The sequence below is a fragment of the Phyllobacterium trifolii genome (assembly GCF_014192095.1).
Lineage (GTDB): Bacteria > Pseudomonadota > Alphaproteobacteria > Rhizobiales > Rhizobiaceae > Phyllobacterium > Phyllobacterium trifolii.
The window spans coordinates 155,831-167,727 of the sequence record NZ_JACHXN010000012.1; the positions used below are offsets into that span (position 1 = coordinate 155,831).

Below are 11,897 nucleotides of genomic sequence, written 5' to 3' on the forward strand. Positions count from 1 at the left end.
TGTTTCCTCCACCTTTGTTATGGGTCTTCAACTGCCGCGGATCATTCCTCGAGCAGCCTCCCCGGCCGCCACAAGCGCCTCCCGCGCAGCAGCCAGTTCATTCGTGTTTTGCAGAAATCCATGCGTTACCCCCGGCAAAACAGTGAGGGGATCGTTGCGGCCAACAGCCTTCAGCCGATCAGCAAACAGAAGCGTGTCGGACAAGAGGGGATCGACGCCGGCGGCCAGGAGATAGAGCGGCGGCAATGCGCGCAGTATAGGGTCATCGGCGTGTAACGGTGCCACCAGCGGATTGCGGCGGGCATCCTCATCCGCGCAATACCAGTTCCAGTATCGTTGCATCTTGCCACGCGTCAGACCGGGGCCCTCGGCAAACTGGCCATACGACTCCGTGGTGAAGTCGGCACCAAACGCGCCGTAGAACAGAAGCATGCCCGACGGCAGTGAACGTCCAGCTCTCTCTTCGTGCATGACGGCTGCAAGCGCGAGATTGGCCCCCGCCGAATCTCCTGCGATGATGAGCGGTCCCGTGGATACGCCTGCTTCTGCAGTCGCCGCGAATGCGGCACGCAGGCAGGCGACAACGTCGTGCAGGCCCGCTGGAAATGGATGTTCCGGGGCTAGTCGATAATCGGGAACGAGCACGGGCAGCGCGGTTTCATTGGCGAGAACCCGGGCACAACGCTCATGCGTTTCAGGACTGCAGAACGCAAAACCTCCGCCATGAACGAACAGGACAGCACCGGCGCCCGCATCATGCGGCACAAGCACGCGCATGCGGCAATCCTGGGAACCAAGTTCCGTATTGGCGGCAACGATTATGTTTCGCGTCCGAGCAAGCGGCGGCAGGTTTACATTGTTGCGCTGGTTTGAACGTTCGGATTGCGCCCTGCCCTCTTCCGGTGGCAGCAATGTGGGATCAGGTAGCGGCCCCAGCTCCTCTTCGACGCGCAGCAACAACGCGCGCATTTCCGCTGAAAGTTCATTGGAAAAACCGGCGCCGTTCATTGATCAGCGTCCGGAAACACAGTTGGCCCGAAGTCAACAATCGTCGCGATATGATGATGCAAGGCTTGCGTTGCAGCGGCTACATCGCCCTGCTCTATAGCTTCAATTATGACGCGATGCCGTAGTGCTGTCGCCATGAGATCGCGGGAACCGATACTTCTTGAGATCTTGAAGCGATGATTGTGAACGAGGCACCGGTGCAAGATCGGATCGAGCGCCGGCAGGTCGGCATCGCGAAAAATCCGCCGATGGAAATCCCGGTCGAGCGCCGCGAGCTGGAGCTCGTCGCCGTTGTTTGCGGACTCTGCCATATCGTCCGCAAGTTCCTGAAGATCGGAAACGAGAGTCCGGCTCTTGTGGCGCAGCGCGCGAACGATGCCATTGCATTCGATCTGCTGGCGCACGCGGAACATTTCAACGGCTTCATCGACCGTGCAGGCAGATACCTGGGTGCCCCGGTGCCCCTGGCGTCGCACCAACCCTTCTTCCTGCAACTGCAGCAAAGCCTCGCGAATCGTACCCTGGCTGCACTGGAACCGCGCCGCCAGATCAAGCTCCGTCAACGGCTCGCCGGCGCGCAACTCTCCCAGCATGATATCCCGCTTCAATTGATCGAACGCCACGGCCGCCTTTGCTGGAAGCGGACTATAGGATGGGCGATTTGATCTGCGAGTGATGGAGTCGTCGGGCACTGCAAGCTCTCCTCTTGATTGCAGATGACGCTAATTATCATTATTGATATTGATATCGATAATTAAAGTCAATAACGTATCGGGCGGAGGAATAATCGAATGACAGCGATCAGTCTGAAGCAGATCCGAAAGCTCTACGGGACAGTTCCCGTGATCCACGGGGTAAATATCGATGTCGCGAGCGGCGAGTTTCTCGTTCTTGTTGGTCCGTCCGGTTGCGGGAAATCCACCCTGCTCCGAATGATCGCCGGGCTGGAAGAAATCAGCGCGGGTGAATTGAGGATTGGTGACAAGGTCGTCAATGCCCTGCCGCCCTCCGACCGCGACATTGCCATGGTCTTCCAGGATTATGCGCTGTACCCCCATATGAGCGTTGAAGAAAACATGGCGTTTGGCCTGAAAATGCGCGGCGAGACCACCAATGAAATTGACAAGCGCGTGACAAGCGCGGCCGATATCCTCAAGCTTCAGGATTATCTTGAGCGTCGGCCGGCACAACTTTCGGGCGGCCAACGCCAGCGGGTTGCGATGGGCCGCGCCATCGTTCGCCGACCGAAGGCATTCCTGTTCGACGAACCGCTGTCGAATCTCGATGCCGCACTTCGCGTCGAGATGCGGCTTGAAATTGCCAAGCTGCATCGCCGCATGCAGGCGACGACCGTCTACGTCACGCACGATCAAGTGGAGGCTATGACACTCGCTGATCGGATTGTCGTTATGAACGCGGGTAACGTCGAACAGATCGGGCATCCGCTTGACCTCTACCGCAAGCCAGCAAGTCTCTTCGTGGCACGTTTCATCGGCAGTCCGACCATGAATACCTTGCAGGTGAATGTCGTTGAATCCACCCGGAACAAATTTGTTCTGCAATTGCCGGCAGGCAACGTCGCTATAAGTGCTGGGGACGGACCAGCCGTGGCATTAAAGACGGTTACCTTCGGCATCCGTCCGGAAGACCTGACCGTCTGCGACGCCACCGAGGGGTGGTTCAGCGGCGAATTGGCGGTGGTCGAACGGCTTGGCAGCCAGACCTTCGGTTACCTCGATGCCGGAACCGAAAAACTTATCACCATCGAATTCCCGAGATCAGCTGAAGTCCGGGTCGGCGAGCGGCTCTCGGTAAAGGGTGATATTGCCAACACTCACCTCTTCGAGACCGAGAAAGGCCAGCGGATCAATTGAAATACGAATCTTTATGTTGCCGACCGCACTAGTTTTCAACTGACGGCTTGCGCTTGACTGGCAATCACCGTGCATCTGAGCCAGGCTGCCAACGACATTCGTATCGTATGCTGTTGCGAGAGGTCGACTATGAAAACGGCTATTGTATTTGATTGCGAGTTTCTTTGCATCGAGGGGTCGCAACGTCGATTTTGGTGCGCAGCGGCTGATCCCGATCCGGTCATTGCCCAAATCGGAGCCGTTAGACTGGGCCTCGAGGGCGCGTTTCCTCTCCTGGATACCTACAAGGCTTATGTTCGATCGATTGATCGGTTTGGCGAAAAATATCCGCTCGATCCCTATTTCACCAATCTCACCGGCATCACTGAAGAAAACATCGCCACCAACGGCCTGACCTTGCAAGAGGCCCTTTCTGGCCTTGACAGCTTCTCGGATGGTGCTCGGTTCTGGTCGTGGGGTAAGGATGAGCTGAACATGGTTGCCATCAGCTGCTATATCGCGGGGATTCAGCCGCCCATCCCGGCTCACCGGTTCGATAACGCTGTCAAGCTTCTAATCGCCGCGGGAATGCCTATCGAGGATTTAGCGAAGACACCCAGCAACAAGTTGGCGGACTACTATCGCGTCGAACATCCACCGTTGCAGGGGCATGATGCGTTGGACGACGCCCTGTCCATATCATACACGTTGCAACATCTGATGAAGACCGGAAAATTGCAACCCGAGGTCTTCGACCGCACTTCGCCTTTTCTGGCGCTTTGAAGCAATACTCGCCCCGCGAAGACGGGACGACGTCACAATTTTCGGAGCGAAATCCTCAAACCTTTCCATGACCCAAGATTTGAGAAGAGAGCCCGATCAAATCAGCAATCAAACCATGCCAAAGGGTCTAGTTCCGGAGGTGTTGCAATTCGTCTAGGGATAGCAAAATAGGCGCTGTATCGTCGTTTCGGCTTTGGTTGCCGTTGCGCGGATGTCGGTTGGTTCTGTTGCATATTCTACGGAAGCGAGCTACTCGAGGATTTCTCTCGACGTTCGTTTCTTTCAGCATCGTCACAGGAAAATCGGAACGGGCTGGCACATTCCCTGAAATCTGGCCGCAGTTTCTGGCCCCGTTTCGATTTTCATGTGGCGATCAAATGGCGCGACCGATCAGCCTTCGTCCGCGTATCAGAACTTGGCTACAGGCGAAAAACGGGGGAGGCGAATGCAGCGAAGAAGGTATCGAGGGGTTCCTCCATCGCGGCACAGGTTATTGGCAGGCGGACCATGAACTCACCGAGGGGTACGGACTGGAAGATGGACTTTCTCGAGAGCAGGAATCCTTGAACAGACGACCTTCGTAGCGGATATAGAGAGCGAATCCTATATACCACGCAGGACCTCCATCGACTCCATATCATTCTCCCGAATGAGAATCCCAAGAGACAACATGTGCAGCATCGGAGACGATTGGGCGCATTTTTCTACTCACATCCTCAACTCGTTCTGTAAAAATCGGAATGTTGGGGACACGCTCAAGATCGTCGGATCCTATGGTTCGTGCCAAAAAGACTGCGGCAATGATCTATCTGTCTGCCAAACAAGCATCCCATCTGGCCGTACACGCGATATCAGCGGATTCTTTGTCACGGTCAGATCGATCTGGCTGTGTTGCGCGTTTTCCGTGCTGATTCTATTTCGCCCAGAGACCGACATCATTGCGCCGGCAGCAATGCCGGACAATCCTTGAATGGCATCCAGCCACCAAGAGAGAGCCAGACCGCAATGAAAAATTCCACTCCCAGAAAAAATCGCAAGCCTGAAGGCGATTATATCATCCACGTAGCGGAGGCTTATTACCTCAACGCAGATTGGACGCCGTCGCGCCGCTTCCATTCCGGAAGACTCCTGTTCAAGGAGCCGGGAGGCAAAACCCACATGACTGAGGTCAACGCCGTCGCCTTGAAGTTGAGAAAGCTGCATTACTGCGTACCGGACGATGCAACTGCCGACGCCAAGGCCAAGGCTTCCGAATACAAGCGGTATGTCCGGGCGTTGGAATTGCATCGGGAATTCTACCAGCGGACCGGACAGCGTTACGAGGTCCTGCGCGAAGCGGACCGGTCCTTGCCGTACCTGCCGGTCGGTCGGGGCGCTGATACGGCTCATCTCCGACCCGGTCATACGCACGTGTAGTTTCGGTACGAATGTCCGTTTCGCGCCCTATTCCGGCCGTCAAACGGTACACCACGAGTTCCTAAAAGCAGACGCGCAGCAGATGCGACAAGGTGCCCATTGACGGGTGAGTACTACCTGATCGCCGGCGGCGGCTTGTCGTGGCCACGTGACTGTAAGCTGCCAAAGCGCTCGCTTTCTTTCTCCCCATATTGCTATAGGCTTGGCCATGCTCACCCTCAAACATCCAGAACTAGCGCCTTTAGTTTACGGGTATCCCGGCGGCTTGTTGCCGATCAGGCATCCCGAGAGCGGCAAGCTGTTGCTCGTCATCAAAGCTCGAAAAGAATACATCCTGGCTGCCCGGTTAAATAGTGGTTTCAGCTTCTACCTCGCTCCGCTGATGTCCACATCAGGGCTCACCGTCGCATTGACTGCCTTCTTCGATGATTACGAGGAGCCCCTGGTCATTCAGACGGGCATCTTTAATGACCCCGATGGCAAGGACATCCTCGAATTGCTCGGTTACGGCGAGCTCGATATCCACTTCCTAGACGAGCATAACCGGGAGTGGATGAGCTACCGGGCCACCCTTCGGGACGGGGGTAGCGTGATTGCCGAGCGCACGCCGATCGGCCTGCTTACCTACCACAACGAGACCGTGACCGGGATCTACGCCGCCCTGACGCAGTGGTTCGGTCATAGGACCACTGCAGACGACGACAAGGCTATAAAGGTCGTCTTCAAAGATGAACTCTTTCCTTCCGACATCTTCATCACGGACATCCGTCCCGAGGTCCATGACTACCTTGGCAGCGGGGGACATTCGCGTTCCACGCTTGAGCGCGAAGATGCCGGTTATTTCCAGGAGCGGGACATAGTCCTCAATCTGAAAAGCGCGTTTAGAGGCCCCCAAATCGCCCTGAATCCAGTCCGCAGAGATACGGGTAAAGAACTCGTCGATGTGATGGCGGGAAATTCTACTCATCTGGTTCTGATACAGGCCAAGGACAGTCCCAATACCGGGTCGAGCTTGGCCCGTACGCTGGATCGGAAGCGGCGTACCTCACAAAACCAGATCGAGAAAGCCGTCAACCAGGCAAAGGGGGCAGCGAAATATGTGCGCGGACACGATATCCTCGAGCTTACCGTCGATGACAACGACCTGGACGTCGAAGCTTCCGGCAAAAGCATTGTCAGCCTAATCATAGTCCAGGAAATGTTCTTGGACGAAGGCAGTCAATTCGTCGCTCGATACCGTGAGATGCAGGGTCTCGTAGACTTTTTCGTCATGCTCGACTACTCGGCTTTCAGTCAGTTCTGCTACGAGTTTCCCAATGACCAGGACCTCCTGGCAGCCCTGACCACTTACAGCTCCGATATCGTAAAGAATGGTATCTGGATCGAGCCGCAGGCGTATGTAATCAATCACAGGAAAAAGCGAATGGGCCGCTAGCCAGACAATTCAGCTGAAAACGATATTGACCTAACCGACCACATGTCGCCGTTCGCGCGCTCAATGTAGGCAAACGAGAAGTTACGAGGGATAGATGCCTGAAAACAAGACATCGGATCGGGCGGCGTTGCGACGTCGCACGACTGGGAGTACCTTTGTTCAGGACAATATAGGCCGGAGCGCAATTTGAAACTGAATGTTGTTTCTTTAAAAAACTATCGTCTCATTCGCGAAGCTCGCGTTAATCTTCATACGGAAGGGGGAACGACAGTTTTTGTCGGACCGAATAACAGTGGCAAGACTTCGGTCGCTGAAGCTTTGCGCATGTTTCTTAACGCTACCCAAAAAGGCTTCGGGTTTGATGATTTCTGGGGAGGCACCCATCCCACTTTTGCGGCCTTCGAGATGGCCGTGCTTGCGGGTGGGAATCTGCCTCCGCTGCCGCTCATCAGGATGGAGTTGACCTTCAGCTATTCCGATATCGCAGAAGACCTTTCCGTTGCCGAGGAACTTCTCATGGACCTCGACGACACCAAAGCAGAGGTCGTGCTTCGCATCGACTACTGCTCGCGCTCCCCCGAACAGACAGCACAGGATTTCAAGGCATTCCGTATCATGCGGCCGGAACAGCCTCTCACAGCGATGCTGAAGGAGACGCTGGAGCGCCAGTATGAACTTCGACACTATAAGGTTTCGACCGACGGCAACGACAGCGAAATGCTCGCTCCATCTGCCGCCAACGCGTTGCTCAAGCGTCTTGTCAAGGTGGACTTCCTTCCCGCCCAACGTCATATGGAGGATCAGGAAGCCTCCTCTCAGGCCACGAAGTTGTCGCGGTTACTGCATGTGCATTACGAGCGGCGGTTCAAGACGAGCGATCCCGAGAACTATGCGGCAGTCGAAGCCGTGGTGAGCGCCCAAGCGGTCGAGCTGACGGCGAAATATGGCGAGGCCTTTAAGGAGGTGACTGAGGCGCTGAAGCTCTTCGGCTATCCCGAAACACCAGAGATATTGGTGCAAGCAGAGCTGTCTGCAGGTGGCATCTTCAAGGACAGCACAAAAATATACTACGTCGCTTCCATCGATCCCGCCGGCGACATTGAGGGTGAAGAAGCAAAGACCCATCAGCTTCCCGAGCGGTTTAATGGTCTGGGATTCAAAAATCTCATCTACATGGTCCTTCAGCTCAAGGCCTTTCGTGACGCATTGATCGGTGAAGACGGCTTCCGCCCGAGGGTTCACCTCATTGTTGTCGAGGAACCGGAGGCCCATCTTCATCCGCAGATGCAGACTGTTTTCTTGCGGAAGGCCCAGTCCTTCCTGAGTCATGCCGGAGAGGAAGGGACACAATTGGTCATCACAACTCACTCGTCACACATCACCGCTGCTGCAGGGTTGTCTGCCGTGCGATACTTCCGCAAAAAAGGAGGGAGCGCGGGCGTAAAAGACCTGATGGCCTTCAAGGGAGAGGAAACTGCGAAGGGCCAAGGAGAAGCATTTGAGTTTGTCGCAAAATACCTGACCCTGACGCGATGCGACCTCTTCTATGCTGACAAGGCAATTTTGATTGAAGGGTCCGTCGAACGTCTACTGCTACCACGCATGATCGAAGCGGCAAGTGCCGAGGGAGTTGACCTCACGCCAAGCTATCTGTCGATCGTCGAAGTCGGCGGTGCCTATGCCCATATTTTCAAGGACTTCCTCGAGTTCCTTGGCATCCCTACCCTGATCATTACCGATCTGGATTCAATCAAGGTGAAGCGGGTAAAGTGTCGCGTCGATGAAGGGATTACGACCAGCAATGCCACGTTGACAAAATGGCTGCCAGGCAAGGTTCCGCTTGCGGATATCCGCGCGGCAACGCCGGAGCAATTGACAGATGGCGTGATCCGGGTCGCGTTCCAAGTAAGTGAAACCAATGCGGGTCTTTGTGGCCGAAGCTTTGAAGAGGCCTTTTGTTACGCGAATGCCGAATGGCTTTATGCGAACAAGGGCAAGCTGCTGGGAACCGGCGATCTTTTCCAGCACGCTGATGCAGCAGCCCTGATTGCGGATGCCTATAACATCGAATTTCCGAAGGCAGACTTCGCTGTTGACCTCATGCTTGTCGCCGGATGGAAGACACCGAAGTATATTAAAGATGGTTTGGCGTGGCTCGCGGGAGTTCAGGGATGACCTCCGCTGACGAACAACTCGCTGAATGCATCAAAACACGCACCAGCTTTCTGCTGGATGCCGGTGCGGGCGCCGGCAAGACATACTCGCTCGTGAAAGTGTTGCAACTGATCCTGCGCCAACACTCTGCCGAGCTGAGGGCGAAGGGGCAGAAGGTTGCCTGCATCACCTTCACCAACGTCGCCAAGAACGAAATCGCGTCACGGGTAAATCTCGATCCGCTCATTTCGGTCACGACAATTCACGACTTCCTTTGGAGTCTCATTGCTTCCCATCAGAAGGAGCTGCGGGCTGCTGTCTTGGTATTTAACGACGGCCTAAAACCTGAAAGCAGCAGGAAGGTTGAGGCCGCAGAATTGGCCGCCGCGCTGATTGGAAAGCGTATAGTTTACGCAGATCTTGGGACCAATCTGCGCAAGGGTCGGCTTTTCCACGACGACCTGCTTGACGTTGCCCGGATCATGTTCAAGGAACATCCCCGACTCGCTCAGATAGCGGTCGCCAAGTACCCCTTTATCTTCATTGACGAATATCAGGACACCAGTCGCCCGGTTATCGACATCGTTCTGGACACCATTCTGCCGACAGCAAAGGACAAAGTTATTGTCGGCCTCTTTGGCGACAAGATGCAGAACATCTTCAGTGGGTCTAGCCACCCGGGTATTGGTGAAATCCCGGCAGAGCTTCGCGCACGACTCCATCCCGTAGTTAAGCCGGACAATCGGCGTTGTCCGATCGCAGTCATCAACCTGCTCAACCATGTGCGTGACGACATCAAGCAAGTCCCCGCGGCCGACAACGCGCAGGGCGAGGCGATTTATATTGGTGCGCCGCCTGAAGGCGGTTTGGATGCGGCAGAGGCACTCTTGAAGGAACGTGGCTGGACCCTGAACGCGGAGGAAACCAAACAGCTTTTGCTGACCCACAAGCTAATCGCACGCAAGGGAGGCTATTTTGAGCTGGTTAGCATCTACGGCGACCGTGGGGGATTCTTTCGTGAAGACCTCCTTGGAGGGGAAGACAAGACCATCGCCTTTTTCATTGACAAGGTAGAGTCGCTGGTAGCGGCCTGGGAAGCCGGGCGGCACGGGCAGGCTATTTCGATTTTGAAACTCAGCAATTTCAGGCTGGGATCTATCGCGGACAAGGCACGGGTGCGCAAGCTCCTTGAAGGACTGGTGCAGATCAGGAGGACAGGAACCGTCCGAGACGTTCTTCTATTTCTACGGGAAGCGCAGCTTTTCGACCTACTGGAGGACCTTGCCACGCGATTAGATGGCCCACTGCCGGTGCCAGACCAAGACGCCGTCGACGCCAAATATCGCGCTGCTGACGAAAAATTCTACGCCGCCCTTCTGGAGCTGCCCTACACGCAGGTAATTGGTTTTGTGGACTTCTTTCTCGATCATACGCCCTTTGCCACGAAGCATGGTGTGAAAGGAGCGGAGTTTCCCGACGTCATTGTCGTGCTGGATGACGCGGGGTCAAACTGGACCCAATATTCCTTTGACAAGTACCTTACGGACTTCGATTTGGAGAAAAACCCGCGCCGCTGGGCCAAAACACGTAACTTATTCTACGTCTCTTGCTCGCGACCGAAAAGGCGACTTGCAGTTATTGACCTCAATCCCCCCTCAGACGCAAAGACCGAAAAAATGAAGACCTGGTTCGGTCCGGACAACGTCATCATGGTCCGGTCTGCCAACTAGCCCGATACCAGAGTTCCTGCTTAGGGCTCCGCAACCAGCGCGGCCAAGTGTGTCCCCAAACTTCCGCTCTGCGCTTGCGCAAGCCGGCAAATCTCAGGCCTAGTCGATTCTTGCACATAGAGGTGCGATGGCAGCTTTGGTTGTTCGCGCGCCCGTAAGCTGCCCGGCCGGAAACGGCCCCAACCACGTCGACTGTTAGGAACGCTGGGAGTGACAGCTTTCGGGAAGCCGTCAATGACCTTGGATCGACCGCAATGAGGTCGGATCCGGTCAGTCTGCAAAGCGCCCGCATTTCGGTCATTGTGGCAGGTCTTGCCTCATCCCAAAACCGGACGTTTCATCTTGGTCGCTTGATCGACCGCTCGCCGATCGCGGCCAACGTTCTAATGTCGAACTCATAGCGAACTGCGTATGGCCGCCTCAAGGCGAGCGGTCAGTTTGCGACCGCGTGTCACTCTACGGGGATTAACCTCCGTAAGCTGATCAGGTTGGACTAATCCAACGGGGTGAGTTCCGCTGGATGGTCATCTCACTTAGAACCGACCGATTGCTCGGTCCACTGCACGAAGCACGTACGCAGATCCGGCATCGTTCCGCTTTGGAAGCTGTAGCGCCAAAAATGAATGCCGGCAAAAACAAATGTGGGCCGAATTTCATGCGAGCGATGCGGCTTCACGAAGACCGCTGCTGCGGATCAAACGCTTAAAGAGTGTCCCAATTGTTCTTTTACGAAATGGATTATAGGTTTACAAGCGGTTGACCTCGACTAATCGCGGCCAACCGCTTAAACCGCGCCGTTATTAGAAAAGGATAGAATTGCAAGGGCAAGCGCCACCGAATCCAACGCTTGCGGCTGATGAAGCGACCGCCTTCGGTTCGTTCGTCCTCTATGCGGGGCGGCATCTGTTGCTCAAAGACGGCGAGCCCGTCACAATCGGCTCGCGGGCGCTCGAAGTTCTCATCACATTGACCGGGCGATCGGGCGAGCTGGCAACGAAGGATGAACTAATCGCGAGTGCCTGGCCAAATACCACGGTCGAGGAGTCGAATCTTAGAGTTCAGATCGCGTTGCTTCGAAGGGTGCTCGGCGACAATCAAGCCGCTCCCCGGTATATCGCCGCCGTCCCTTCAAGGGGCTATCGTTTCGTTGCTCCTCTCACCCGTTCCCGCGTTGAAAACGAACCTGAAACAACAACTGCGCCGAACAACCTTCCACGACAGCTGATCCAAGCCATCGGACGTGACGAAGCGATCAAGTTCGTCGAAGGACGGTTTAAACGGTTACGGATGGTGACGATCGTTGGCCCAGGCGGCATTGGAAAGACGACCGTCGGCCTTCGTGTGGCGGAACAGTTGTCATCATCGCACAAGCACGGCCTTTGCTTCGTCGACTTGGCTCCGATCACGAATCCTCAACTCGTCCCTTCAGTGCTAGCTTCACAGCTTCGCCTCCCGGAGACATCGGGTGACCCGACCGCGACCCTTATCGGGTATCTTCGCGAAAAACAGATGTTGCTC

The 11,897-nt window shown here is 55.5% G+C and carries 9 protein-coding genes; 7 read left to right on the plus strand and 2 right to left on the minus strand.

The genetic code is table 11. The features are described 5' to 3' along the window. Positions 1-27 precede the first annotated feature (27 nt). Both FHS21_RS18800 and FHS21_RS18805 read right to left on the minus strand, forming a co-directional pair. Positions 28-1,008 (minus strand): alpha/beta hydrolase, encoded by a 981-nt coding sequence (locus tag FHS21_RS18800; RefSeq protein WP_183663654.1) that lies wholly within the window; start codon positions 1,006-1,008, stop codon positions 28-30. Continuing rightward, positions 1,005-1,700: a GntR family transcriptional regulator gene (locus FHS21_RS18805; protein WP_312879899.1), complete on the minus strand. Its 696-nt coding sequence runs from the start codon at positions 1,698-1,700 to the stop codon at positions 1,005-1,007. Before FHS21_RS18805 ends, FHS21_RS18800 begins: the two co-directional genes overlap by 4 nt. Positions 1,701-1,799: 99 nt before the next feature. Here FHS21_RS18805 and FHS21_RS18810 point away from each other — a divergent pair, with 99 nt between their 5' ends. From FHS21_RS18810 to FHS21_RS18840, 7 genes are all read left to right on the plus strand, one after another. Next, positions 1,800-2,882 (plus strand): ABC transporter ATP-binding protein, encoded by a 1,083-nt coding sequence (locus tag FHS21_RS18810; RefSeq protein WP_112524047.1) that lies wholly within the window; start codon positions 1,800-1,802, stop codon positions 2,880-2,882. A 129-nt stretch (positions 2,883-3,011) separates the two neighbouring features. Next, entirely contained in the window at positions 3,012-3,644 is a 633-nt protein-coding gene (locus FHS21_RS18815) for a 3'-5' exonuclease (protein ID WP_183663656.1), read from the plus strand. Between the two features lie 1,005 nt (positions 3,645-4,649). Continuing rightward, entirely contained in the window at positions 4,650-5,060 is a 411-nt protein-coding gene (locus tag FHS21_RS18820; RefSeq protein ID WP_183663658.1) for a hypothetical protein, read from the plus strand. 208 nt (positions 5,061-5,268) lie between these two features. Next, the gene (locus tag FHS21_RS18825; protein WP_183663660.1) at positions 5,269-6,495 is read left to right on the plus strand and encodes a hypothetical protein; all 1,227 of its coding nucleotides are present in this window, start codon (positions 5,269-5,271) and stop codon (positions 6,493-6,495) included. Positions 6,496-6,681: 186 nt separating this feature from the next. Then, positions 6,682-8,670 (plus strand): ATP-dependent nuclease, encoded by a 1,989-nt coding sequence (locus tag FHS21_RS18830; RefSeq protein WP_183663662.1) that lies wholly within the window; start codon positions 6,682-6,684, stop codon positions 8,668-8,670. Then, positions 8,667-10,379, plus strand: coding sequence for a UvrD-helicase domain-containing protein (locus tag FHS21_RS18835; protein WP_183663664.1), 1,713 nt, complete (start codon positions 8,667-8,669; stop codon positions 10,377-10,379). Before FHS21_RS18830 ends, FHS21_RS18835 begins: the two co-directional genes overlap by 4 nt. An 816-nt stretch (positions 10,380-11,195) precedes the next feature. Further along, the coding region (locus FHS21_RS18840; RefSeq protein ID WP_183663666.1) for a winged helix-turn-helix domain-containing protein at positions 11,196-11,897 on the plus strand (702 nt) is incomplete at its 3' end.

Coding starts and splice junctions, on each gene's coding strand:
- FHS21_RS18800 (WP_183663654.1), bottom strand. CDS start 1,008: ATGAACGGCGCCGGTTTTTCCAATGAACTTTCAGCGGAAATGCGCGCG.
- FHS21_RS18810 (WP_112524047.1), top strand. CDS start 1,800: ATGACAGCGATCAGTCTGAAGCAGATCCGAAAGCTCTACGGGACAGTT.
- FHS21_RS18815 (WP_183663656.1), top strand. CDS start 3,012: ATGAAAACGGCTATTGTATTTGATTGCGAGTTTCTTTGCATCGAGGGG.
- FHS21_RS18820 (WP_183663658.1), top strand. CDS start 4,650: ATGAAAAATTCCACTCCCAGAAAAAATCGCAAGCCTGAAGGCGATTAT.
- FHS21_RS18825 (WP_183663660.1), top strand. CDS start 5,269: ATGCTCACCCTCAAACATCCAGAACTAGCGCCTTTAGTTTACGGGTAT.
- FHS21_RS18835 (WP_183663664.1), top strand. CDS start 8,667: ATGACCTCCGCTGACGAACAACTCGCTGAATGCATCAAAACACGCACC.